The following is a 26,012-nucleotide window of genomic DNA, read 5'->3' on the forward strand; positions in this document are numbered from 1 at the left end:
AAAGGCAAAATGTGACAAATTTTTCGTCGGTAGCCGCCTATTTACTTAAGAAGTTCTGGCTGCTACTCGCCGTATTACTTGTAATTTTCGCGCTTTTTTTAAGCGCTGCACGCTATGCTCTGCCGCATATTGAGCACAACAAACACCTGTTGGAAAATTATATTAATGAGCAGTATGGCGTAAACCTATCCATTCAAAGTGTGCATGCTGTTTGGCAGCGCAATGGTCCAAGTATTGTGCTCAATTCGGTGTCGTTGGCTAAAAACGATGCATCCCCTGTTGCGTTGGATATCAGGCAAATCTACGTCGAGCTAGACTTTTGGCAATCGCTACGTCATCAACTTATCTCATCTACACGTTTCGAGCTGCGTGGTCTTAAGCTTGATATTGATGCTGATCGTCTCTCTGGCGGTGGTAAGAACAATTTCCCTGTGGTGAATGCCCTTGAACGCCTGTTTCTAGAACAGCTTCAAAGCTTCTCATTAGAAGATGGCGTCGTGTCAATTACGCATCTCAATGAAACTAATTCTTTTGATATCGAAAGTTTATCCTGGAATAACCATGAAGAGCGGCACCAAGGTTTAGGGCAGCTTAAGGTTGCAGATTTAGCGGCTAACTCTGCGTCGTTCATCATCGACATAACGGGCACGCGGGAAGACTTTGACGGCGTGTTCTACGCAAAAGCAGAAGAGCTGGATATTTCTCCGTGGGTCAGCGATCTCATCAAAACCAAGCGTCCACTAGCGCAAAGCCGCGCAAACTTTGAAGTATGGACTAACTTTTCTCAAAGCGAAGTCACTAGCGTACAAGCCGAGCTTAGTGAAAGCCTTCTAGAGTGGGGCAGTGGCCGCGCGAAAACGGTAACAGGTATCAGCGGAGGTAGTCTTCAGGCGTTGCCTAACGATGAGAACAAGCAGGGAGGCTGGAATGTTCGGGTTGATCAATTGGTGCTTAATTCGAGCAACGAGACCCTTACCACAGACCTAATTGGCAGTATAAGTGCAAACGGTGATGTGCTGATAAACACCGTAAAGCCAGTGCAAATTAACCCCTTTTTGCTGTTGCTACCGCTTTTCATGGATGATACCAATGAAGAAGAAATACGAGGGCTTAACCCAAAAGGCGAGTTGGCCACGTTACAGATTCAATGGCACAACGGCCAACCTTCTTTAGCGGCTAAAGTGCTAGATTTGCAATGGGACAAAACAGATAAGATACCAGGTCTTTCGTCCCTAGACGCAGACTTTTTCTGGTATAAAAATAATGGCGCTATTTACTTAGAAAGTGCGGATAGCTTACTAAGTGCCAACGGCGTAATTAAGAAAGACGTCAATATAAACCTGTTTAAATCCCAGTTTTATATTTACCCCGAGCAGGTCGATAGCGAAGACAAGCAGTGGGTAGTAAAAGGCAGCAATATGCTGCTAGATAGCGATGCCGTTACCCTTCACCCGCAGTTCAAGCTGAATACTTCGACGGGGTTTATGTCGCTTTATGTGGATGTAAGTCCATTGCCGTTAAATGAGGTGAGCAGTTTATTTCCCGCTTCTTTAATGGGAGCAAATACCGATAAATACCTCACGCGAGCGTTTACAGGGAAAGGTGAAATCGCGAAAGCGCGCGTGCTCTGGCACGGTCGCACGAGTGACTTCCCGTTTGAAGACAACACTGGCATTTTTCAGGCGTATGTCGATATTGAGCAGGGGGATTTTCTTTTTGCGCCAGACTGGCCGGCACTTAATAACTTAGATCTATCTTTGTATTTCGTGAACAATGCATTGGTAATGGAGAGCCCGAGCGCAACACTCGCTGGTATGCAAATCAGTAATATGTCGGCAGCTATCCCAAGCTTCACCTCCGATGCTCGCTTGCTTATTTACGCTATTGGCACAGGCACTGGGGATGCGCTAGCCGCGTTAATGATGGATTCGTCCCTTGAAAAGTCTTTAGGCAAAGTACTTAACGATGAGGTACAAATTAGCGGGCCTTTATCTGCCGACATAAAGCTTGATATCCCGTTCAAAGGCAAAGATGTGGTGGCGTCGGGAACGGCGCATTTGTCGGGTAACCCTGTTTACATTACAACCACAAATATGCTGTTTGATAAGGCATCGGGAGAGGTGTCATTTGTTAATGGCGATATAGACGCAAGTGGACTTCAAGCGCGCTTTCTTAAACAGCCGGTGAATTTGTCGTTATCCGGTAGACAGGGCAACACGTATGACCTAAATGTAGAGTTAAGTGGACGGTGGCATGTACACCCGTTGGCTAACTATGTGAACACGGATCTCACCGAATACATCGACGGCGAAAGTGATTGGAACACTACAGTCGATCTGTCACTTTCAAACAGTGGATTTAACTATACCGCCAATTTAACTGCAGATTTAACGGCGACACAAAGTGTATTGCCTGCTCCCTTCGATACACCAGCGGGCAGCAGTTTACCGCTGCTTATTACCAGTACTGGCGATGGCAAAGCATCAAATGTGGAAGCGTCACTTGGTGATAACATCCGTTTTGATGGCGTACTACCGCACAAAGAAATGCAGTTTTCACGTGCGCACTTGGCACTTGGCGAAAGCGATATAGCCAATATTGGTACAGGTTTTAGTATCAGTGCGAATCTAGCTCAAGCTGATGTGCAAGAATGGTTTACCACTATTAATATGTTACTTTCTGGCAAAGGGAAAGACACCAGCACCGCCATTACAAAAACAAATGCCCAATCGAGTATCCAATCAAACGAAAGCAAAAAAGCGAATTTGTTTGGTACTCCCTCGCGGATATTCGCCAAAGCCGACAAGCTAAATTTTGCTGGCCACAGTATTAAAGATGCGCAGCTCAGTGCAACAGAACGCAATAAAGATTGGATCTTAGACTTAGCGTCGCCTCAAGCAAGAGCCACTGTTCGTATTAATAGTGATTTGGACGAGCAAGGCATTGAAATAAATGCCGACTACTTATCACTAGAGAAGCCTGTTGATACAGAGGTGGCTATAAAGGACGGCGTAAACAGCAACGTCGTATTAGCGACGAATAGCGCTACGCTAAATGAGGAAGGCGAGTCGCCCTACAATATTGACCCTAATTCACTTCCGCCCATTTATTTTTATTGTCAGTCCTGTGGCGTGCACGGCATCGATTTAGGTGAAATTACCTTAGACATCGCAAAGGAAGAGAATGGTTTAGCCATTCGCCAGCTTCTAGTGAAATCTGATGAAACTAACGTTACCGCAACGGGTTATTGGAAGCACATGGGAGGCGAGATTCAAAGCGCGTTAAACGGAACATTAACGTCTCCCGACGTTGGGCAGATGCTAAAAGAGTACGGTGTTGAATCAGGAATAAAAGATTCTAGCGCAAACGTCGCGTTTGATATCAACTGGCCAAATGCGCCAATGGACTTCGGGTTTGAGCAACTAAACGGTAACGTAGAATGGTCGCTGTCTGATGGATATCTCACCGAGTTGAGTGATAAAGGGTCACGTATCTTTACCCTATTTAGCTTGAATTCGTTAGTGCGCAAGCTAAGCCTCGATTTTCGAGACGTTTTTGCTAAGGGATTTTTCTACGACGACATGGGCGGTACGTTAAGTATTGTTGATGGCAAAGCCTACACTGACGATACTGAAATTGACGGCGGCGCGGGTGAAATAGAAATCACTGGTTTCACCGATCTCAATACAGGTGGGTTAAATTACAACGTATCGTTTGCGCCAAACGTAACTGGGAACTTACCGTTTCTGGTGTATTTCTTGGCTACGCCGCCTACTGCATTGGCAGCCCTTGCTATTGATCAAGTGCTAACCTCTGCGAAAGTTATTTCGAATGTGAACTATCGTGTGACGGGCACCATAAAAGATCCTAAGTTCGACGAAGTTGAGCGCAACAGCAAAGACATCAGCTTACCTGCGCAAAATGCGCCTGTACCGGTCAACCCGCAAGACAGGCCATTAACGGAAGATGACGTACGCAGGATTAAAATGGAGGTGATCGATGGTTAATTTAGTTGCACTACAAATGACATCTGCGCCAAGCGTAGAAGAAAATCTCGACACCGTTGCAGACGAAATGGCATCGGCAAAGATTGAGAAAGACAGTTTAGTTGTGCTTCCAGAGTGTTTTGCTTATTTCGGCGGTAAAGACAAAGGCCAACTTGCTGTGGCAGAAACAAAGGGCGAAGGTGAGATTCAGCGCCGTTTGTCAGCGCTTGCTGCACAATACCAGTGTTATCTGGCCTCGGGTACGTTTCCAGTGAAAACCAATAGCCCAGAGAAGTTTTCCGCAGCCTGTATGCTGTTTGGCCCCAATGGCGATGTGTTAGCAGACTACCGCAAAATTCACATGTTCGATGTATCAGTTAACGACAACACGGGCAGTTATCGTGAATCGGCGACAACCGAAGCGGGCAACAAGGTGGTTACTGTTGAAACGCCAATAGGCAACATTGGTCTTGCGGTGTGCTATGATGTACGCTTTCCAGGGTTATTTACTGCAATGGGCGATATCGATATTTTGGTGTTGCCAGCGGCCTTTACCCAGCGCACCGGAGAAGCTCACTGGCATGCGTTGCTGCAAGCCAGAGCCATTGAAAAGCAGTGCTTTGTGGTAGCTGCAAATCAAAGTGGTGTGCATGCAAATGGCCGCGAAACATACGGTCACAGTCTTGTACTGTCGCCTTGGGGCGAGATCCTTGTCGAACGTAAAACTGACGTAGGGTTCGTGTCGGCAAAAGTAGACATTGCAGAAAGAGAAACCATCAAACAGAATATGCCGGTTGCCGAACATAACCGATTCAGGAGTCACTTTGTCTAAATCTGTTGAGCGTCATTTATTATCTGACTCAGGGCTAGATATCACTAAGCTAGAGCGTGCTTTAGCGACTATTCATCGTCACGATACCGACTATGCTGATTTATATTTTCAGTCAAGCCAGCACGAAAGCTGGGTGTTGGAAGACGGCATTATTAAAGAAGGCAGCTATAACATAGAGCGCGGCGTAGGCGTGCGTGCTATTAGCGGCGAGAAAACGGGGTTCGCTTATTCAGATGAAATAAGCGAAGAAGCGTTGACTAAAGCGTGTAAAGCAGCCCGCGGTATTACGCAAAGCGGCGGGTCACAACAAGTTGCTTCGCTTGGACAAAAACCAGTGCAAGCGCGATACAGCGAAAATAACCCTATTCTTGCTATGCGAGACGCTGAGAAAATTTCGCTTTTAAAAGCAGTAGATGCTTATATTCGCAAGCAAGAGCCGTCTGCCAATCAGGTAGTGGTGAGCTTAAGCGGTGTATATGAAGAAATTTTAGTTGCTGGCAGTGACGGTACTTTAGCTACTGATATTCGTCCGCTGGTGCGCTTGAACTGCTCGGTATTGCTAGAACAAGGCGATAGACGTGAACGTGGTTCAGCGGGGGCAGGTGGTCGCTATGCCTACTCGTTCTTTAAGCAAGACGAAAACGGCAAACCGTATTACGAAACGTTGGCAGAAGATGCTCTTCACATGGCACGCGTTAACATGCAGGCTGTGGCGTCACCGGCAGGCGCTATGCCTGTAGTATTAGGTAACGGCTGGCCTGGTGTTTTACTTCACGAAGCGGTAGGGCACGGCCTTGAAGGCGACTTTAACCGTAAGGGGGCATCAACATTTAGTGGCCGTATTGGTCAGCGCGTTGCGGCAAAAGGCGTGACGGTTGTTGACGATGGCACATTAAACGACCGTCGTGGCTCGTTGTCGGTAGACGATGAAGGCACACCAACAGCGCATAACGTGCTTATTGAAGATGGTATCTTGAAAGGCTATATGCAGGATAAACACAACGCCAAGCTTATGGGCGTTGCACCTACCGGTAACGGTCGTCGTGAATCCTATGCGCACTTGCCTATGCCCCGTATGACGAATACTTATATGTTGGAAGGCCAACACGATCCGCAGGAAATTATCGCGTCTATCGACAAAGGTATTTATGCTCCGAATTTTGCTGGCGGACAGGTAGACATTACGTCAGGAAAATTTGTATTTTCTAGCGCGGAAGCCTACTTAATTGAAAACGGTAAAATTACCGCACCGGTGAAAGGGGCTACCTTAATTGGTAACGGTCCAGAGGTTATGCAAAAAATCTCAATGATTGGTAACGACACTGCCCTAGATAAAGGCGTAGGTGTATGCGGTAAAGACGGTCAAAGCGTACCGGTAGGTGTAGGTCAGCCTACGCTTAAAATAGATGAACTGACGGTAGGCGGAACCGCCTGATAATTGTACACTTCCACTGGCTTGCGCCAATGCAAGTCAGTACTTTGCTTCGTGCTTTTTCTAGATAAAAGGAATTATCAATGATTGTTAGTGTATTAAAATGGATGGCTATCGCAGTACTGGTTTTAGTGGCCTCAGCTGCAGGATACGCTCTTTTTGTTCAGCTTTCTTTTGACAGCACGAAGCCCATCGAAAACTATGGCAATGTAGACACTGCCCTTTTCACGGACAAGTCACAAACGCGCCCCCTGCTTGTTTATTTTGGCGGCAGCGAAGGTGGCAACAGCATGACAAAGCCATCCAATGTATCTGAACGAAACCTGTATTTAGACGCGGGCTACGCTGTTCTCGCGGTAGGGTATTTCAAGATGCCAGGTTTACCTGAAGAACTTGATCGTATATCGCTAGATGCAATTTACGAGAAAGTAATAGAGGCCCAGCAATTGCCGTTTATTGACTCTCAGTGTGTTGTCGTAATGGGAGGCTCTAAGGGGGCTGAGTTGGCTTTGCTGCTTGCATCATTATATCCCGACATCGACGGTGCTGTTGCGTTCGCTGGGAGCCACGTTTCTTTTGCAAGCCCCTCTTTTAGGACAGGAGCGTCTACCGCTTCGTTTCAGCACAATGGTCGTGACATCCCCTTTGTTCAGATACCAAATGGCGCTATTCCTAAAATGCTTACCGGAAATTTTCGCGAGGCACATAACATTGCTCTTGAACAAGGCGCGCAGGAAGCAGCAAATGCAGCGATTCGCGTTGAGAATATAAAGGGGGCAGTGTTGCTAGTATCTGGTGAAAACGATCATGTTTGGCCGTCTGCAGAAATGTCGGACAGAGTCATAAAGCGGCTTGAGGAAAACAAATTTGCTTACCCGTACGAACATATTGTGGCACCTGGCGGTAATCATTTTACGCCTCAAAGCGACTACCACGATCGTGCAATAGCCTTCTTAAATAGACATTTTAAGACTACTTGCCAAAGTGAAACCAACGGGAAAAAAGCGTAGAATCATCTTAACGTTGCTTTGAATTAGGTATTGTCTAGACTTCCTGGTTGTACTTCGCAAGATAAGCCACAACAGCTGGCTTCCACCTCTTGGAAGCCATGTGTATTCATTGCAGAGAACGCGCCTTTTTAATCATCTAGCATGGCGTCTTTTAAGTACTGAAACAGCTCTCTGAAAGCTTTAGGCGGCGCATTCTTTTCACGCTCTTTCTTAATTTGGCGGTCAAGTTCAGGGTGCGCTTCAATCAGCTTTTGAATAGCGGGGTCACCCTGTTCAATTACGGCTTCACGGGCTTTTTCTAGTTTTGTATGCGAATAGTTATGCGTCGTGGCTAACTTTCAAACCCTTTTTCGCTGAGCCACTCAATAGCATCTTCCTCGTTGGTAAAAATACCTAGCTCAAGGCCTGCATTATCGTAAATTCTCTGAAATTGCGCTCTTACAATAGGCTGCACCGTGGTATCGCCGATAACTAGCGCGCCAAGCGCCATTCCATGCCTTGCACGCCATTCCATGCCTTGCACGCCATTCTATTGAACGCTGTAGTTCTGTCTCACCTGATTTAGTGAGAAGGGCAGAACCATGCAAAAAACCTAAAAATGCCCAGTGACTCCCACCAAAGCTGTTAATTACATCCATCATATCCCGCGCATAGCGTTCAATGGCTGAACCATCGGCAATACCTTCAGCCGACACGCCAACAATGCTACCAAGTACTGCAATTTGATATTGACCGTACTTGCTCTTAAGTTTTGCGTTAGGGTTAGAAAATATTTTCATACTCTCCCCTTTTGCAGGTGAATATCGCACTTACATTGAGAATCAACGAAGTGTAGACCATTAATCTTCGTGAATAACGCCTTTCAAATACTGAAACAGCTCTCTGAAAGCTTTCGGTGGTGCATTCTTTTCACGCTCTTTCTTAATTTGGCGGTGAAATTGGCGAAGCTTTTGGCGGTCAAGTTCAGGGTGCGCTTCAATGAGTTTTTGAATAGCGGGGTCGCCCTGTTCAATTACGGCTTCACGGGCTTTTTCAAGAGCGTGGAAAGCAGCATTGCTCGCCTGATGCTGATGGGTAATTTTAGCCAACGCCTCTTCAAGAGGAGCGATGTCTCGCTGACGCAATACCTTGCCGATAAATTGAAGCTGGCGGCGGTAACCGTCTTTTTTCTTGTTCACTTTGCGGGCAATAGCCACCGCGTCAGCAAGCTCTTCATCCATAGGGATTGTAGCAATGTGAGCATCGGTAAGATTAACCAACGTTTCACCTAGCTTGTGAAGTTCTTTAGCTTGACGCTTTAGCTCAGTTTTACTGATTAATTCTTCCTCTTCGAACTCATCTGCTTGCGCATCTTCGAAGTAAGGATCTTCAGGAGAATTGTATTTCTGATCACTCATTTCAAACTCATTAGTGTTACACTTTAGCTAAATTGTAACTATCACAGTCGAATTAAGACAGCGAAACTTACTATGCAAATTGAGCAGCAGTTAGCCGACATTCAAAATGTCGTAGATGATGTACTGAAATTAGCCCTTTCTAAAGGCGCAACACAAGCCGAAGCCAGCATGTCTAAAGTGCAGGGCATCGCCGTTTCTTCACGTATGCAAGAAGTTGAAAACGTTGAATTTACCAACGACGGTGGCTTAGGTATAAGCGTATACGTAGGTAAACGAAAGGGGAGTGCGTCTACTGCCGACCTGAGCAAAGCGGCGCTAACACTCGCGGTAGAAAAAGCCGTCGATATTGCACGCTATACCAGTGAAGACCCTTGTACAGGTTTGGCCGATGCCGATCTTATCGCCACTGAATTCCCAGATTTAGACCTGTATCACCCTGAAGAGTTAGATACTGAAAAGGCCATTAAAACTGCCATTGAAGCCGAAACGGCAGCAATGAATTACGACTCGCGCATTACAAATTCAGATGGCGCGTCGTATAACGCGAATTTAGGCATGCGTGTGTATGGTAATACTCACGGCATAAATGCGGGCTATCCAAGCAGCCGTTATTCATTAAGCTGTATGGTTATTGGCTCACAAGATGACGACATGCAGCGCGATTACGCTTACACAGTAAGCCGTAAAGCCTCTTTGCTGCAATCGGCAAGTACAGTAGGTATTGATGCCGCGAAAGCTACTGTAGACCGTTTAGGCGCCCGTAAAATTAATACGGCCAATGTGCCTGTTCTTTTGCACCGTGACATCGCATCTAGCTTGTTTGGCCATTATGTTGGGGCCATTAGCGGTGGTAGCCTTTACCGTCGTTCTAGCTTCCTACTTGATAGTCTCGGTAAACAAGTTTTCCCAGAATGGCTTAACATTGAAGAACGTCCTTTCATTAAAGGCGGGCTGGCAAGCTCAAGCTTCGATAACGAAGGTGTGGCATGCTCAGATATGACTATTGTAGATGCAGGTAAGCTGGCCACGTACCTTTATACCACTTACTCGTCGCGCAAGCTTAACACCCGCTCGAATGGTCACGCTGGTGGTATTCATAACTGGTTAGTAGGCGATACGGGCCACAGCGACGACGACCTGCTTAAAGAAATGGGCACAGGGTTGTTCGTTACCGAACTGATGGGGCAGGGCGTTAACGGTGTGACGGGTGATTACTCGCGCGGCGCAGCGGGATACTGGGTTGAAAATGGCATCATTCAATACCCAGTTCACGAGGTAACTATTGCCGGTAACCTAAAAGATATGTTTAAAGGCATCGTGGCAATTGGCGCTGAAAAAGATGTGCGCGGTAGTGTACAGACCGGCTCTGTGCTTATCGACCAAATGAAGATAGCTGGCAGTTAGTGTTCGCTTTCTCGAAACGCTGAAGGAGATTGACCCGTGGATTTCTTAAAGCGTTTCGAGAATGTAAATACATTTGCATAACCCACATAACTGGCGATATAGGATACGGGCCACTGCGTGCTTAGCAATAAGCTTTTGGCTCGCGTCATACGCAAATGAATAACGTGCTGTTTTGGGCTTCGCCCGAACAATTGCAAGCACAGCCTGTGAAGGTGAGGGGCAGAATAATGCGCTTTCTCACTTAAGTTTTCCATATCCCAATCAAACTGAAGCTGTTTTTCAACCGCAGAAAAGAGGCTGTGTAGTCTGCTTACCTGGCGTTGTTCTTTCTCATCGTGAGTATGTACGTTGTTCAAAGGCGCATCAATAATACGGTACAGATATCTAGACACGACCTGCATCGCTGCACTTCTATTGTCGACGTCACGTTCCAAATAAAGTAGCTCCATGGCGTGATGTAGTCCTTCTAGCATGGCATTATCCATTACTACAGCATTGCTATTGTTAAAGGATTGCCAGCGTTCGACGTCTGCTAGATTTACCCAAATAATATCCCATTGCTCACTGACTATTGTGACTTCAAAACTTTGTCCAGCGGGTAAAATAATCAACTGTCCTTCATTTAACTGTATCTCGCCTGACGGGACGCGAAACTTTCCTTGTCCATGAATGCTGTAAAACAAGGTATGGTTGGGAGGCGAAACGCGACCTACGGTATAGTTACCTGATAAGTTAGAGCATCCAGCTAATTCAATCTCTAGATCGCTGATTTCTGGCGCGTTACTACTATCAATAAAGCGTTCAAAGCAGTTGGGGCCTATATCGACTATGTCTCTGAAACTAAGTTGCATAAATGTAAAATGATAGTTTTGGATAAATATATGAAAGATTAGAGCATAAAGGATTTAATGAAAGTTAGCTATATTGCGCTTAACGAAAAAGTAAAGGATATGACATGCTTAATGTTGCGCAAGTAGTGGCTCAAAACGATTGGCAAAACCCGGTTGTATTTCAGAGGAATCGCATCAATTCCCACAGTCCACATCACGGGTATAAAACGCTAAAAGACGCATTGCACAATACCAATGCGCAAAAGCGTAGCTTAAATGGTCAATGGGATTTCCGTTTATTTGATGCTCCAGAAAGTGTACCTGAAAGCCTGCTTTCTAAAACACTCAGTGATAACGAGTCTGCTAATTGGCAGCCTATTCCCGTGCCTTCTAACTGGCAGTTGCAAGGTCACGACAAACCGATTTACTGTAACGTGAAATATCCCTTCGCGGTGAACCCTCCTGTGGTACCCAGCGAGAATCCAACGGGTTGCTACCGCACAACGTTCAACATCACCAGTGACCAGTTAAAACAGCGCAATCATATTGTCTTTGAAGGGGTAAATAGCGCGTTTCACTTGTGGTGTAACGGTGAGTACGTAGGCTATTCCCAAGACAGCCGACTACCGGCTGAATTCGATTTGTCTGACTACTTAGTTGAAGGCGAGAACCGTCTAGCTGCAATGGTGATCCGATGGTCAGACGGCAGCTATTTAGAAGATCAGGATATGTGGTGGCTTAGCGGAATCTTCCGCGACGTAAATCTAGTCACCAAACCTCAGCACCACATTCAAGACGTGTTTGTTACGCCAAGCCTCGACGCCTGCTATCGCGACGCAGCTGTATCAGTTCGTACCGCTATTAATGCGCCTTCTACTTTCAAAGTGGGTATCCAGCTTTTTGATGGCGATAACGCTGTTACCGAGCAAGTCATTACCGGCACTAACAATAAGCGTATTGATGAAAAGGGCGGTTGGGATGATGTGGTTTTTCAAACGTTACATGTGAAAGAGCCCAAACACTGGACTGCGGAAACGCCTAATCTGTATCGCATTGTGGTGTCACTGATTGACGATAGTGGCAATACAGTAGACCTTGAAGCCTATAACGTTGGCTTTAGAAATGTCGAAATGAAAAACGGTCAGTTGTTAGTAAATGGCAAAGCCGTGCTAATTCGTGGGGTTAACCGTCACGAACACCATCAAACAAAAGGGCATGCAATCAATGAAGATGACATGCTAGAAGACATTAAGTTGTTAAAGCAAAACAACTTTAATGCCGTGCGTACTGCACATTATCCAAATCATCCAAGATGGTATGAGCTTTGTGATGAATACGGGCTTTATGTGGTAGACGAAGCTAATATTGAAACCCACGGCATGTTCCCCATGGGAAGGCTGTCTCGTGACCCACTATGGTCCGGCGCTTACATGGCCCGCTTCACGCAAATGGTCGAGCGAGACAAAAACCACCCTTGTATTATTATCTGGTCGTTAGGTAACGAATGTGGCCATGGGCCCACTCATGATGCGATGTATGGCTGGGCAAAGTCGTTTGACCCATCGCGCCCCGTACAGTACGAAGGCGGCGGCTCTGATACAACGGCCACCGACATTATTGCGCCCATGTACGCAAGAGTTGATACCGACGTTAAGGACGATGCTGTACCTAAATGGGCGATTAAGAAATGGTTGTCAATGCCGGGTGAAAACCGTCCCGTGATCCTGTGCGAGTATGCTCACGCAATGGGTAATAGCTTGGGTAGCTTTGATGAATACTGGAAAGCATTTAAAGACTATCCGCGTCTTCAGGGCGGCTTTATTTGGGACTGGGTGGACCAAGGATTAGTAAAACACACCAATAGCGGCGAAGCTTACTGGGCTTACGGCGGAGACTTCGGCGATACCGATAACGACCGTCAGTTCTGTATTAATGGTTTGTTGTTCCCCGACAGAACGCCACACCCGCATTTGTTTGAGGCGAAATATTGTCAGCAACACTTAAGCTTTTCGCTGGTTGAAAAAGACAACAAGTTTGAGCTTAAAGTAAGCAGTGACTACCTGTTTAGACGCACAGACAATGAGCTATTGCGTTGGCAAGTGCTAGAAAACGGAAAACCCATTGCCGGAGCAAAGGGCGAGTGCAAAATCGATATCGGGCCGCAACAAACACAAACTTTTTGTCTAGCTGTTGATATTGATTGTAAGGCGGGGGCAGACTATCACCTAAACATTGACGTGGTACTAGTAAGTGACTGCCCGTGGGCGAGTGCTGGACACGTTATGGACACTGCTCAGCTGACGCTAATCAATAAGCGTGGAATAGTGTCATTTACTCTTAATGATAATGACATAACAAACGGTACTAGTGAGCTATCAATTGAAGCTCAGGATGGGATGTTGCTGGTACATGCGCGAGACAACGTATTAAGCTTCAATAGTGAAAGCGGGCTGTTAACCTCGTGGCGTAAAGCCGCAGAGGAAACCCTCAGCGCGCCACTAGAAGATAGCTTCTTCAGAGCGCCGCTTGATAACGATATTGGGGTAAGTGAAGTTGATAACCCAGACCCAAATGCGTGGGAGTCTCGTTGGCGTCGTGCAGGTATTGGCCAGTGGACACGCACTTGCACGGGCGTAAGCGTTGAGCAAGGCGCGCAAGACGTGCGTATAACATCGTTATTTGATTATCACCATACAGAAAAGTTAGTGGCGGCATCCAAGTGGATTTATACCATCAATTCACAAGCCGAGCTTTCGGTAGAGGTAGAGGTGCAATTGGATGATGCTTTACCACCCATGCCTCGTATTGGTATACAAACGGCAGTACCTGTAGCCCAAAAATCGTTGGCCCAAGAGGACATGCCGATCACTTGGCAAGGACTAGGGCCGTTTGAGAACTATCCAGACAGAAAAGCGGCGGCGCGTTATGGTCGCTACTCCTTACCTATCGGCGATATGCAAACGCGTTATATATTTCCAACAGATAGCGGCTTACGCTGTGGCTGTAAACAACTTGAAGTGGGCAGTCTAAAAGCAAAAGGGCAGTTTTATTTTAATGTGAGCGAATATGGGCAAGCACAGCTAGATAAGGCAAAACATACCTGTGATTTAACGCCTCAAGATTGCGTGTTCGTTTACATTGATCATGCCCACATGGGGGTAGGTGGCGATGACTCATGGAGCCCAAGTACACACAAAGCATTCCTGTTGGAAGAAAAGCATTACCGCTACAGTGTGATATTTCACAACTAAAGCTAGATAAATGGTTAGTGGAAATTCAATGTCTGCAATGCGCTGTAGTCATTAACAAAACAACATTTGCTCAATGAATAAAGTCAGCGGGTATTGCAAACCCAGAAAACCCGCTGTCTTTAATTTCATCCGCTGAACTCCAGAAATGGTTGTTATTTCCTTGATAATAACTACTATTTGATATTGATTCGCATTATCGGTATCTTAAAACACTTGAGACCGAGAGCCCCTTATAAGTATTGAACTGAGTTATTTTTGATATTTTTCGCCTGACCTCGCTTACTAAATTTATCAATACTAGTTATCACCAAGCAAGAGATGTCTGAAAAATGAAGAAAGCAAAAAAAATTTCGAAAGAAGATGCATTCGACATTGTTAAAGGCATTCTCTGTGAGTATTGGGACCCAATTGGCCTATACCGTTGTAGGGCTGATTGGGATTGGGAATATGACAGTTACATAAAGCCGATAATAAAACATCTGAAAGCGGGACGAGACCAAGTTTGGATGGAACAGTTGCTGATTTCTTTCGTTAAGGGAATGGGGTTAAGCCCAGAAGGAGAGCTTTCATTAGCATGCGAAACTACCGCTGAAAAATTGGTAGACGTCGCTGACTTATTATAAGGGGATATTGATAAGGTTGGATAAATCCAAAACAGTCAGAGTTAGCCAACAACCAAAAGCAGAGAGCTAATTTAACACTCTCTGCTTTTGATAACTCTCACAAGCGAAACGTTAGCCGTCAACCTGACCGCAGAAACGGTAACCTTCACCATGGATGGTTACAATCAATTCTTCATCTGTTGGATCTGATTCGAAGTGCTTACGAATACGACGAATGGTTACGTCAACCGTGCGGTCATTAGGACGAAGTTCACGTCCTGTCATTTCCATAATTAGCTGTTCACGGGTAAGAATTTTACCTGGGTTGCTTAGGAAAAGGTGAAGAGCGCGAAATTCACTGCGTGGTAGGCGGAATTCTTTACCATTAGGTGAAATCAATGAGCGGCTATCACCGTCAAGTGTCCAGCCGTTAAAGCTAACACGGCTAGGTAAATCGTCATCTTCTGAAGAGTTTGTAGTACGAGACAGTAAGTTGCGTGCGCGAATGGTCAATTCACGAGGGTTGAACGGCTTCGTCAGGTAATCGTCTGCGCCAATTTCAAGACCTAAAATACGGTCAACGTCGTTATCACGACCCGTTAGGAAAATAAGTCCAACGTTTTTACGATCACGAACTTCTCGTGCCAAAATAAGGCCGTTTTTGCCTGGTAGGTTAATGTCCATGATAACCAAGTTGATAGCGTGATTCTCGAAGAAATCATGCATTTGATTACCATTTTCGGCTTCAAACACATTATACCCTTCCGCTTCAAATAAACTCTTAAGCGTGGTACGGGTTACCACTTCGTCTTCAACAATTAACACATTTGGCGTCTGCATGGTGTTCTACACTCTTTCAAAAATACGATTTAAGCAACTAACTAGTTAAATTTTAATATTCATGTACTTGATTGCAAGCAACTTGTGAATATTCTTACTGTTAAGGTATTGGGGTTAGCCAATAAAAATCAAGAAAAGTTCATACTTTATACAACTATTCTGATGTTTTCGCATTAACAACGGGGAAGATAATTACAAATTCCACACCACTGCCTTCCTCACTGGTAATCGATATAGAACCATTGAGGGCTTGCGTCACTAAGTTGTATACCAAATGCATTCCCAATCCGGAACCGCCTTGCCCACGCTTTGTGGTAACAAAGGGATCAAATATCCGTTTTCGAATTTCTGGGGGAATACCCTTTCCGTTATCGGTATAAACAAGCTTGAGCTTATTGCTACTCACCATTTCGGCACTTATATCTATGGTGCCTTCATCCATGGTCTCAAAACCATGAATAACCGAATTCATGATTAAATTAATCAAGATTTGATTTATTGGGCCAGCCTTCGTTTCAACGCTAAGGGTAGGGTCGCAATGTACGTTGATGTTGTGTTTTAATTTTTTGAGTCGAGGCTGTAATGACAGTAGTATCTCATTAACTAGCTGCACAACGCAAAAACTTCGACTAGATTCTGAGGTTTGATCTACAGCGACCTGCTTAAAACTGCTTATAAGTTCGGCAGCTCTATTCAAATTGCGGTAAATAATGTTGAGGTTTTCGTTACTTTCATCCAAAAAGCGCTTCATTGCGCTGGCTTTTAACGTTTTGTTTTCGAAATCTTTTTGAATTACAGCCAGTCTATCTAACATCATCGTTGAGGCTGTCACACCTAAACCAATAGGTGTATTTACTTCATGAGCAACGCCCGCAACCATGTCACCTAATGATGCCATTTTTTCGTTCTGTACAATTTGGCGCTGGAATTGATGTAGCTTTTCTAATGTTTGAATGAGCTCTTGGTTTGCATCTTTGAGGGCGGTAGTGCGGTGACTTACCATATCTTCAAGGCTGGCATTCAGCTTTCTATGCTGTTCCTCTGCTTGCCGTTGCTTTTGCATGTACTCTTGTATGCGAAACAGCATGACATTCACGGCGTCTGCTAAGATATCGAGTTCCCTAATGGTAGAGCCGCTAGCGCGGGCTGAATAATCACGCTGCCGCGATGTGCGTTGCAAAAAGTTAGCTATACCCTCAACTGGGCCAGTCACAATACGCTGCATTCTCACTGCGGAATAAAAGCTGATAAGCAGTAGCGCTAAAGCTACCGCTAAATTTAGCCAAATTGACTTTCCAACCAGCTGGTTAAAATTCTCTGAAGAAATTCGTAAATAGATCCAGCCCAACTGAATGTTAGTCTCAGTGTCGAAGACTTTTGCGCTTAATTCCAGATACTGCCCATTATCAGCCAACTGAGGCGTCATAAACATGGAGGCCAATTGATTTTCTTTACCTCCTAACAATAACTGACCTTCTTTATTGTACGAGGCAAAAATCTGAGGCTGCGAGTTGTCGCTTTGCGCTTTATAAACGTGAGCATTCAAGACATGATCAGCAGCGGCAAGATTGCGCAGGGCGAGTTCAATGCGTTCAGGCGTTTCATCATAGAGGTACATAGCCGAACTCCTAGCGACAAGCTTGGCCAACATGAGAGCGTTTGACTCAAGTTCATGACGGTAGGTTTTTATTTGCGTGTAAACGGCAAGGCTGGATAATACCGCAAGCGAAAAAGTAGTAATTGACATTACCACCCAAATAAAAAGGCTTTTTATAGTAAGCTTGACTACTTTATCCGTCATATCCGTTTCGCGTATTGTCCATGCGCGTCTTCCGTACATCAATAGTGGCGCAAAAATGCGTAAAAAGAAAGGCGTGCATAAACAATAATTAATGTACGTAAAGCCCTTTAGTTGAGGGTTGAAACGTAGAGTTGTTGGTAATTTCTCGCAGCCGCTTCCCAAGTGAATCGGGTTCGCATTCCTCTTTGCTGCATTGTTCTAAACTTATCAGTATCTTCGTAATAAGCCAGCAGTGCTCGCCTAATGCACGACAATAGTGCGTTAGGCGTAGGCTCATCAAACACAAACCCCGTGCCTTCTCTATCATTACTGTAGTCGATGACCGTGTCTTTTAGTCCTCCTACAGAGCGCACAATGGGAATGGTACCGTAGGCCAAGCTGTACATTTGATTTAGTCCGCACGGCTCAAATTGCGACGGCATAAGGAAGAAATCAGCGCCGGCTTCTACTAAATGTGCGTGCTCAGAACTAAACCCATTTATAAATGCAAACTGGTCAGGGTTTTGTTGGGCAAATTCACCAAGGTCCATGCAAACTTTAGGATCCCCCGTGCCTACAATTACTATTTGAATGTTGTGTTTAATGAGGTCATCCAAGATGGGCAGTATGTAGCTGAAACCTTTTTGTTCTGTAAGTCGACATACCATGCCAATAAGCGGAATATTGCCATTCTCAGGCAATCCGAACTTTTCTTGTAATGCGCGCTTACATGCGGTTTTTGGATGAAGGTTCTCTACACTGTAGTTCTCTGGAAGAAATGTGTCTGTCTCTGGGTTCCACTGAGTATAGTCACATCCGTTCAAAATACCGCTCAAGTCGGCTTGGCGATTTACAAGACGCTCGTGAAGGCCATGACTGCCCAAATCAGTGAGTAGCTCGCTTGCATAGTTCGGACTTACAGTCGTCACTTTGGAAGCAAACTCAATACCGCTTTGCAGCATATTGATGTAACCGCCGTGCACTTGCGCCAGAATGTTTGGGTGATGACGAAGAAAGGGAATGCTCTCAAGCTTATGTACACCTTGAAAAGCCGCATTATGAATAGTGAATATGGTTTGCGTACCGTCAAAATATCCCGATTTGTCGTGAGTAAGCAAAAACGGCAGCATGGCCGTGTGCCAGTCGTGACAGTGAATAATGTCAGGCTTTTTATCGATGGCTTTAAGCGTTTGCAGAACGGCTCCACTGAAAAAGCTGAAACGCTCACCATTGTCTTCATATGCTTCAAATGCATTGGCATATAGCCCTTCACGCCTAAAATATTCAGGCGAGTCTATAAAATAAATAGGAATATCGTGCCATTGCATGTAGCGAATATCAAAATGGTAAACCTGACCTTCAGTGAACAGGGTTTGTTGCTCGGTTATGGTTGATAGATTCAACTGCTCTGCTAACACTTGGTAATAAGGCATAACAATGGTGATGTTTTCGCCCAAGTTACTTAGCGCGAGAGGAAGTGCCTTCCCAACGTCTGCAAGACCGCCGGTTTTTACCAATTCTTCAACTTCTGAAATAGCAAATACAATATTCACAGGTAACCCCCAGAGCGTAACGTGCAGTGCACTTGTAATGCTTAATATAGTGTACGGAAAAAGCGCCGAATGCCATTGCATTGAGAACGCAATGGCATGAGCAACAGGTAGAAGCGTTAAATTAGCACATGCTAATGGTTTTTTTAATTACAAAGCCGCTTGATAAACGGAAAATTGCGACGTTTGTGCTGTGGTATAGACGGTTTGGAAATGCTCAGCAAGTAAACCGGGGTAAGGTAAGAATCGGTTAGCCACCATTTGCATAGTGCCACCACGACTTAAGCTTGCCTTTGCGTCAGAAATAAAGCGCTTAGTGATGGTGTAGTCAGTTTTAACACCCGTATGAAACGGTGGGTTGGTGACAATATGCTGCACTTTTTGGGTAAAACCGTGCAAACCATCAGCAGCATGTAGTGTTGCTGATAATTCATTCTCAGCAAGGGTAAGTGCGCTACAATAAACTGCAAGCGCGCTAACATCAGTAAGATGCAGCTTCAAATGCGGATATTTCAGCATTATATAGCTGGCAATCACTCCAGCGCCGCATGCGAAATCCAGAACGTCACCACTTAATGATGTCGAGAGCTTTTCTAGCAACAACTCTGTCCCCGCATCCAGTTCTTTATAGCTGAATACACCAGGCATAGAAGCCACTTGCCAAGCAGTACCTTCAACGTGATATGTGTTCATATCAAGCCATGCATCGGGTTCAAAGGCAAGATGTGGCTCTTTGACCAAAACGGTGATAAGACTGCAATGGCGTGCGGAATCAACTTTTTGCGTAGGGCCGTATTGGTCCATCAACTTAGCCGCACTCTTAATACCGCCTTTGTTTTCACCTACCACGTGAATTTTCCCGTTTTGACCCACCATACTGGCTGCCATTCGCAACAGCATTTGGAAATGGTTTTTTGCTTTGGGTAAAAAAATCATCACGTCAGTGTGAGATTTTTCTAATGCCACAAAAGGCGCAAAAATATGGGTATGATTTCCTACCTTCTGTTTCACCTCAAAACCTGTGCGCGTAATGTCTCGGCTATCAAATGACACCGAAGGTATTACTCTTACGCACTCTGAAAAAATATCAAAATACTGATGAATTACCGTCACTTCTTGCGATTTAAGTCCGTCTAGAAAATACGCATCAGAAGGATTAATAAATGCCCACTGGCCTTCGTCGAAAAGCGCGATATTACGCTCTAACAGTTGGCTTTGAGGAGATAGAATCATTACTTAGTACGCTCGAAAATTAAATCCCATACGCCGTGGCCTAATTTCTGGCCGCGCGTCTCAAATTTGGTGATTGGACGATAGTCAGGACGAGGTACATAGTCGCCGTCAGTTGCCGTATTGGTATAACCGTCGGCATTGTTCATAACATCTAACATGTGTTCAGCGTATTGTTCCCAGTCCGTTGCCATATGAAAGCAGCCACCAATGGCTAATTTAGTGCGAACTAACTCAACAAATTCCGGCTGAACAATACGACGCTTGTGGTGACGCTTTTTGTGCCATGGATCTGGGAAAAATAGTTGTAGGCGAGACAGTGTACCGTCTGGAATCATATTTTTAAGCACTTCTACCGCATCATGATCCATTACACGCAAGTTCTCGACGCCCTGTTCGCTTGCATCAGCTAAGCATGCGCCAACACCAGGTCGGTGAACTTCAATGCCAATAAAGTCTTTTTCAGGTGCATTCGCGGCCATTTCAACCAATGATTTGCCCATACCAAAGCCAATTTCAGCAACAACAGGCGCGTGTCGACCAAAAATATCTGGTAGCGATAACGGTGCGTCAGCATAATCAATGCCCTTGGTTGGCCAGTGATCTTCCAACGCTTTTTCTTGTGCTTTCGTAAGTCTGCCTTCGCGCTTCACGAAGCTTTTCACCTTGCTTACGTATACTCCAGCGGCTTCTGCTTCCGCCTGACTTTTGAATTGCCTCATATGCAATGCCTTTCTTACCCAATTTTCTGGTGGCGCATTATCCATTTACCCGCGGCTTATGCAACGCTCTCGTGGTAAAAAATGCCTTAATTTTATACGCCCACTTGTTTCGCAATAATAGACGCTACAGCGTCAGTTTGCTCAAGTATCATCATGTGCCCAGCATCACTAATGGTGTGGAACGTAGCTTTGGGAAGTACGTTTTCTAGCTGCTGTATTGCTCCTGCTGGTGCGATAGCGTCTTGCTGGGCGGTAATAAACGTCACCGGCGCATTGATCTTTGCGAGTGCTTTTACGGTACTTTCTCGTGGTGTGGTAGCTAGCGTGTGATTAAGTAAGGTTGTTTTGCCTAAATCTTGCGCCATTGATTTTACAACGCCAGCCACGTTTTCGTCCCTCAAACGAGTGGGGTGAATAAATCGCGAAAGATAAGCATCGTTGTCTGGCTTAAAGTTTCCCTGCTTAAGCATAGTGGTTAATTGCTTACGCTTGGCAATTTCTTCTTTCGATAGGCCTTCCGGGTTATAGCCGATTAATGTTACCGAGGCAATAGTGGCAGGATTACGCTGTGCCACTAATGCTGCTATAAATCCGCCCATGGAATAACCCACAAGGTGCACTTTTTCGTTATCAAGAATACGATCTTCACTTAATGCCAGCATTTCTTCTTGCGATGCTGCCCATTGAAGTGGCACATACCGACGTTGCGCAATGCTTAACGCACGCCAAAGCGGCAGAAACACACGTTCGTCGCAAAGCGTACCGGGAAAAAATAAAACAGGGTGCTGCACAGACACATGTGCTCCTTAACAATAAACTGGCGAGTTACATGCTACCATAGTGGGCTTTTTAATGAATGGTCGCTAAGCAGAAAACGGCCACGCTTTGTTAGTGAATAAGCGCTATTAACAAACACCCAAGCGGTAGTAACTTCCATACAGACGATTATGATAGAACAACAATACACAGGTACCTTTGCCGAGCGAGTGCTTGCATGGTTTGATAAACACGGGCGAAAGCACTTGCCTTGGCAGCAAGACGTTACACCGTATAAAGTGTGGGTGTCGGAAATTATGCTCCAGCAAACTCAGGTTACTACGGTAATCCCTTATTTTGAGCGCTTTATGGCGTCATTTCCCACCGTGCATGCTTTAGCTAAGGCATCCCAAGACGACGTGCTTCACCATTGGACCGGACTGGGTTACTACGCAAGAGCAAGAAACCTTCACAAAGCCGCTAATACGTTGGTAGACAAATATCAGGGCGAGTTTCCCAATAGTCTCGAAGCAGTGATGGATTTGCCCGGCATTGGGCGCTCAACCGCCGGGGCCATATTGTCGCTATCTCGCAATATGCGCTTTCCGATTTTAGATGGCAACGTTAAGCGTGTACTCGCGCGCTACTATGCAATAGGCGGGTGGCCGGGCCAAAAAAAAGTAGAGAATCAGCTTTGGGAAGTGGCCGAGAAAAATACCCCTACTAGCCCAGAAGGTGGGCGTTGTGCCCACTATACGCAGGTGATGATGGACTTGGGCGCGATGATCTGTACGCGAAGCAAACCTAAGTGTGACGAGTGCCCACTTCAAGCCGACTGTATCGCCTACGCACAGGGCGCGCAAGCCGACTATCCGGGCAAAAAGCCGAAAAAGGCACTGCCTGAAAAGTCGACTTTTATGATGGTGGCACAGTTTAACAGTCAAGTGTATTTAGAGCAGCGTCCTTCAGCGGGACTGTGGGGCGGCCTATATGGCTTTATCGAGGTATCTTCACTAGAAGAAGGGGTTGAGCAGCTTACCAAGCGAGGTATCAGTATTGATGAGACTAGAGTACTGGAAGGGTTTCGTCATACCTTTAGTCATTTTCATTTAGATATCACCCCAGTGGTGGCCGTGGTAAACTCTCCGCCAACAAAGCACGTAGCCGAAAGGGCATATCGTTGGTTTTCGTTGAACGAGCCTATTGAAGTTGGTTTAGCGGCACCTACCACCAAGATTATTCAGCAGTTAATGCGTTAGATGCTCCTGAGCCCAACGTAATACTTACTGCTAAACAGATAGCGAACGAACGAAAGGAAATAATATGGCAAGAACGGTATTTTGTCGCAAACTTCAAAAAGAAGCAGACGGCTTGGATTTCCAACTTTATCCTGGCGAGCTGGGTAAGCGTATTTTCGACAACATTTCTAAAGAAGCATGGGCTGAATGGCAAAAAAAACAAACCATGCTAATTAACGAACATAAGTTGAATATGATGGAGCCGAATGCCCGTAAGTTTTTGGAAGAAAAAATGTCGGCATATTTATTTGACGACGTAGAACCTACGATTGAAGGCTATGTTCCGCCTGAAAAATAAGCAAAAAAGCGCTTTTTGAGCAAACAATGCGCAAACAGTAATAAAAGCGAAAAAAAAGCGAGAAAAACGGTTGACTTGTGAAGGCGAAAACCGTTTAATACGCACCCACAGCAGGACAGGCAATAAACGCCTTGAACGCTAACAAGTTTCAGCCTCGATAGCTCAGTTGGTAGAGCAGCGGATTGAAAATCCGCGTGTCCCTGGTTCGATCCCGGGTCGAGGCACCACTTATAATGAAGCCCTGATCATAAATGATCAGGGCTTTTTTATTTTCAGTAATGTAATATTAGTGGGTCGTAGTGGAACTCAAATCGGAGTAGCTATGACTCTATACCACCTATGGGCAGCATTCCTGTTGTTGCTTATATTATCTACCATGCATTCCCTATAGTTGTCTTATAACATCTCTATATTTTACCCAATTCAATTTCCATGATATTCGAGCACCTCAATGGCTCGTAATAGAGCAGTTGTCTTTAACTATTACATTGGTAAACTCATTTGAGAAAATTGTTAAACTGGGAAGTTTATAAAAATGAAGATAGAAGTTTCTGGCGGTATAAGCATACCCTATAAACAAGATGACGAAACAAAAAAATGGGTTAGCACTATCGGACACTCTTGGGATGTTACAAATAGCTATGTTGTTGACTTTGCGAAGGAAGCTGAGCAAAAAATTCGCAAGCGCTCAAAAAATCACGCTAAAATTTCTTTTCCACCTAAGCCAAAATCACTAGCTAGTAGCTTTCACAATCATTTAATTAGTGAAGGCAAAATAAGCTTCTTTGATTTTGTCAAAAGTATGCAAACAGAGAACAGTATTGCGCTAAAGACATCGCGAGTTCAGAGTAAAGTTGTTCAGATCTTTCTCAAATACAAGAAGGAGAGAGAAGATAGTACAGAAGACAACACATCGTATGTTGAAAATCTTTTAGTTGTGTTGTTAAAAGATAAGTCAGCACTTCGTTTTAACGATGATGGAGCTCCGAGAGGCACAAATATAATTGATTTCGAAGATGTAATGCAAGGAGCCATAATTAACATAGGTGAATTCGTTGAATCTATTTCAGAAAAAAAAGATATAGACGTTTCATTCATTAACGGAAGTGGCGGCACAACTAATTACTTTGTTGATTTTTTTGATGCAGATAATTTGATTAAGAACAATGAGAGCGTTACTAACGTAATTGATGCTTTAAATAAATTTTTAGAGCATAAAAAATTAGATAGAACACAGCGTGAAGAATGTATAAGTAAAGTTGTTGGAAGAATTGACTATAATGAAAGGCAAAGTTTCGCAACTAAAGTTCATGAGCTGAGCGCTGTGATTTATTCTACGCTTCGAAAAGAAGAAAATATTGAAATATCCTCATCATCATTCGAAGATTTTATACATGAATATAACTATAAAGTTAATGAAGAATTTAAAGTGACAAAGAGTGATAGGGACAAACTTGTCTTTATTTCTTTGGATACTGAAGTTGGTGAGTTAAAACTTAAAAAGTCCCTATTTAAAGGAGTGGGTAGGAAAGGGAATGTTGATTTTAATAGCAACAATAATGAGCTAACTGTAAAAACGAAAATAAAAGACCCTGCTATTATAGAAGAACTTAAGAAGTTACAAAATGACTAAAATATCTGCAAATTTAAAGCAGTTTTTTTGTGAAGGAAAGTTGTTTGTAAACGGAGATTTTTTGACATCAAAGGAATTGGAGGAAGAAAAATTTAAGCAACTCTTTTCTCCAATTAACCATCAAAGTTACCATTTTGATGTTAATAGTAATGTTGGGACAGTCTCTGTTGAAGAGCTAGATTTTATTTATGAAGATTTTCATGATTTATTAGAATCAGCACTATCATACAATGAAGGAGCTTACCCGGATGAAGTAATAATCTTAAGTGCTGGAAACTCTTTCGTGAAAGTTGATGATTTTATGAAGAATATTAATGGTTGGTTCGAATTTTTTCGAATGACTGCTGATCATTTTTTTTCGAATGACCGAGAAGAGAGAAGTTTTTCCTATGTATTCATAGATCATAGATCTAATAAATCTTCTACAGTCGTTACTTTTAATCCTGCTGATATTTGCTCATCAGTAATAGAAGGTCTTGTAGATTCTATTACTGACCCATCGAAGTTGTTAAAGTCATTAAATAAGAATGATGCACATAAAGGTGAGAAGCTTTCGACTATGAGGGTTTCTATTATCGATATGGTGAAAAATAATGGTTTATGTTTTGTTGATTTTTTAGAGTTTGGAGAAGAGCTTTTAAATAAGTTTCACATAAATTATGAAACTTATTTAAAAAGTTTTTCGTTTGAAGACTTTGTTAAAGATTTGGAAGAGGATGTAGGTGATTTTATAAACAAAGTGGAAGAGCAGATTCAAGGTTTTTACATGCAAGCATTAGCTGTCCCTGGGGCTGTAATACTCGCTTCAGCTCTGCGAGGTGCCGAAAAAAGTGTCAGTCTGGCATTAATTTTTAGTGCCTCATTAGCTCTTTTGTTAGTTTTCAGGTCCTTAATAAGTAAGAAGAAGTTTATAAAACGTATAGCGGAAAATACCCAGACGAAGCTGCAACTATATAAAAGTCGTACAGCCGATATTAATAACAATTTCGCAAAGAGCATTATTTCAGAGAAAATTGAAGCTGCAATGACTTCAGTAACTGAAACGGAGAAGGATAGTATCAAAGATATTAGAAATCTAAGGGATATAATTATTTCGGTCATAGCAATGTACTTAATATGTGCAACTGTATTTTGGAAGTTTTGAACAGGGCGCATGAAAAA

The 26,012-nt window shown here is 44.3% G+C and carries 20 protein-coding genes, 1 tRNA gene and 1 pseudogene; 12 read left to right on the plus strand and 10 right to left on the minus strand.

What is annotated here, in order from left to right; genetic code table 11:
* Positions 1-11 precede the first annotated feature (11 nt).
* From V7R42_RS14675 to V7R42_RS14690, 4 genes are all read left to right on the plus strand, one after another.
* Positions 12-4,007 carry a YhdP family protein gene (locus V7R42_RS14675; protein ID WP_334021010.1) on the plus strand — a complete coding sequence of 1,332 codons (3,996 nt, stop codon included), beginning with the start codon at positions 12-14 and terminating at the stop codon, positions 4,005-4,007.
* Positions 4,000-4,818, plus strand: a complete 819-nt coding sequence (locus tag V7R42_RS14680; protein ID WP_334021011.1) for a carbon-nitrogen hydrolase family protein — start codon at positions 4,000-4,002, stop codon at positions 4,816-4,818. The genes V7R42_RS14675 and V7R42_RS14680 overlap by 8 nt, the downstream gene beginning before the upstream one ends.
* The gene (tldD, locus tag V7R42_RS14685; protein WP_334021012.1) at positions 4,811-6,253 is read left to right on the plus strand and encodes a metalloprotease TldD; all 1,443 of its coding nucleotides are present in this window, start codon (positions 4,811-4,813) and stop codon (positions 6,251-6,253) included. Before V7R42_RS14680 ends, tldD begins: the two co-directional genes overlap by 8 nt.
* An 80-nt stretch (positions 6,254-6,333) precedes the next feature.
* Complete coding sequence (locus V7R42_RS14690; RefSeq protein ID WP_334021013.1) at positions 6,334-7,260, plus strand: acyl-CoA thioester hydrolase/BAAT C-terminal domain-containing protein; 927 nt, start codon at positions 6,334-6,336, stop codon at positions 7,258-7,260.
* Positions 7,261-7,388: 128 nt separating this feature from the next.
* Here V7R42_RS14690 and V7R42_RS14695 read toward each other — a convergent pair.
* The 3 genes and pseudogenes from V7R42_RS14695 to yjgA all read right to left on the minus strand — a co-directional run.
* A pseudogene (locus V7R42_RS14695) lies at positions 7,389-7,574 on the minus strand (dual-action ribosomal maturation protein DarP); the annotation flags it as partial.
* A 96-nt stretch (positions 7,575-7,670) separates the two neighbouring features.
* On the minus strand, positions 7,671-8,039 hold the full coding sequence (locus V7R42_RS14700; protein ID WP_334021014.1) for a hypothetical protein: 369 nt from the start codon (positions 8,037-8,039) through the stop codon (positions 7,671-7,673).
* A gap of 60 nt (positions 8,040-8,099) precedes the next feature.
* On the minus strand, positions 8,100-8,657 hold the full coding sequence (gene yjgA / locus V7R42_RS14705; RefSeq protein WP_334021015.1) for a ribosome biogenesis factor YjgA: 558 nt from the start codon (positions 8,655-8,657) through the stop codon (positions 8,100-8,102).
* A 72-nt stretch (positions 8,658-8,729) separates the two neighbouring features.
* On the opposite strand from yjgA, the gene pmbA reads away from it, so the two are divergent.
* Positions 8,730-10,061, plus strand: a complete 1,332-nt coding sequence (gene pmbA / locus V7R42_RS14710) for a metalloprotease PmbA (RefSeq protein WP_334021016.1) — start codon at positions 8,730-8,732, stop codon at positions 10,059-10,061.
* On the opposite strand, the gene V7R42_RS14715 is transcribed toward pmbA, so the two are convergent.
* The gene (locus V7R42_RS14715) at positions 10,058-10,912 is read right to left on the minus strand and encodes an AraC family transcriptional regulator (protein ID WP_334021017.1); all 855 of its coding nucleotides are present in this window, start codon (positions 10,910-10,912) and stop codon (positions 10,058-10,060) included. The two genes, pmbA and V7R42_RS14715, sit on opposite strands and share 4 nt — an antisense overlap.
* A gap of 104 nt (positions 10,913-11,016) precedes the next feature.
* Between V7R42_RS14715 and V7R42_RS14720 the strand changes: the two genes are divergently transcribed.
* Both V7R42_RS14720 and V7R42_RS14725 read left to right on the plus strand, forming a co-directional pair.
* The gene (locus V7R42_RS14720; RefSeq protein ID WP_334021018.1) at positions 11,017-14,142 is read left to right on the plus strand and encodes a beta-galactosidase; all 3,126 of its coding nucleotides are present in this window, start codon (positions 11,017-11,019) and stop codon (positions 14,140-14,142) included.
* Between the two features lie 329 nt (positions 14,143-14,471).
* Complete coding sequence (locus V7R42_RS14725) at positions 14,472-14,765, plus strand: hypothetical protein (RefSeq protein WP_334021019.1); 294 nt, start codon at positions 14,472-14,474, stop codon at positions 14,763-14,765.
* Between the two features lie 111 nt (positions 14,766-14,876).
* Here V7R42_RS14725 and arcA read toward each other — a convergent pair whose 3' ends face one another.
* The 6 genes from arcA to V7R42_RS14755 all read right to left on the minus strand — a co-directional run bounded on the left by arcA (position 14,877) and on the right by V7R42_RS14755 (position 21,663).
* A complete protein-coding gene (gene arcA, locus V7R42_RS14730) occupies positions 14,877-15,584 on the minus strand; it encodes a two-component system response regulator ArcA (RefSeq protein WP_334021020.1) in 708 nt (235 codons plus the stop codon).
* 154 nt (positions 15,585-15,738) lie between these two features.
* The gene (locus V7R42_RS14735) at positions 15,739-17,385 is read right to left on the minus strand and encodes a sensor histidine kinase (protein WP_334021021.1); all 1,647 of its coding nucleotides are present in this window, start codon (positions 17,383-17,385) and stop codon (positions 15,739-15,741) included.
* A 107-nt stretch (positions 17,386-17,492) separates the two neighbouring features.
* Positions 17,493-18,917, minus strand: a complete 1,425-nt coding sequence (gene glgA / locus V7R42_RS14740) for a glycogen synthase GlgA (RefSeq protein ID WP_334021022.1) — start codon at positions 18,915-18,917, stop codon at positions 17,493-17,495.
* A gap of 147 nt (positions 18,918-19,064) precedes the next feature.
* Positions 19,065-20,147 carry a methyltransferase gene (locus V7R42_RS14745; protein ID WP_334021023.1) on the minus strand — a complete coding sequence of 361 codons (1,083 nt, stop codon included), beginning with the start codon at positions 20,145-20,147 and terminating at the stop codon, positions 19,065-19,067.
* Positions 20,147-20,866 (minus strand): tRNA (guanosine(46)-N7)-methyltransferase TrmB, encoded by a 720-nt coding sequence (gene trmB, locus V7R42_RS14750; RefSeq protein WP_334021024.1) that lies wholly within the window; start codon positions 20,864-20,866, stop codon positions 20,147-20,149. Before trmB ends, V7R42_RS14745 begins: the two co-directional genes overlap by 1 nt.
* A gap of 92 nt (positions 20,867-20,958) precedes the next feature.
* The gene (locus V7R42_RS14755; protein ID WP_334021025.1) at positions 20,959-21,663 is read right to left on the minus strand and encodes an alpha/beta fold hydrolase; all 705 of its coding nucleotides are present in this window, start codon (positions 21,661-21,663) and stop codon (positions 20,959-20,961) included.
* 150 nt (positions 21,664-21,813) lie between these two features.
* Here V7R42_RS14755 and mutY point away from each other — a divergent pair, with 150 nt between their 5' ends.
* The 5 genes from mutY to V7R42_RS14780 all read left to right on the plus strand — a co-directional run bounded on the left by mutY (position 21,814) and on the right by V7R42_RS14780 (position 25,995).
* Positions 21,814-22,881, plus strand: a complete 1,068-nt coding sequence (gene mutY, locus V7R42_RS14760; RefSeq protein WP_334021026.1) for an A/G-specific adenine glycosylase — start codon at positions 21,814-21,816, stop codon at positions 22,879-22,881.
* 64 nt (positions 22,882-22,945) lie between these two features.
* Positions 22,946-23,218 (plus strand): oxidative damage protection protein, encoded by a 273-nt coding sequence (locus tag V7R42_RS14765; protein WP_014947929.1) that lies wholly within the window; start codon positions 22,946-22,948, stop codon positions 23,216-23,218.
* A 151-nt stretch (positions 23,219-23,369) separates the two neighbouring features.
* A tRNA-Phe gene (locus tag V7R42_RS14770) sits at positions 23,370-23,445 on the plus strand.
* A gap of 308 nt (positions 23,446-23,753) precedes the next feature.
* Positions 23,754-24,851 (plus strand): nucleoid-associated protein, encoded by a 1,098-nt coding sequence (locus V7R42_RS14775; protein ID WP_069943559.1) that lies wholly within the window; start codon positions 23,754-23,756, stop codon positions 24,849-24,851.
* Positions 24,844-25,995, plus strand: a complete 1,152-nt coding sequence (locus tag V7R42_RS14780; RefSeq protein ID WP_012516803.1) for a hypothetical protein — start codon at positions 24,844-24,846, stop codon at positions 25,993-25,995. Before V7R42_RS14775 ends, V7R42_RS14780 begins: the two co-directional genes overlap by 8 nt.
* Positions 25,996-26,012: the final 17 nt, after the last annotated feature.

Source organism: Alteromonas sp. S015 (genome assembly GCF_036864485.1).
GTDB lineage: Bacteria > Pseudomonadota > Gammaproteobacteria > Enterobacterales > Alteromonadaceae > Alteromonas.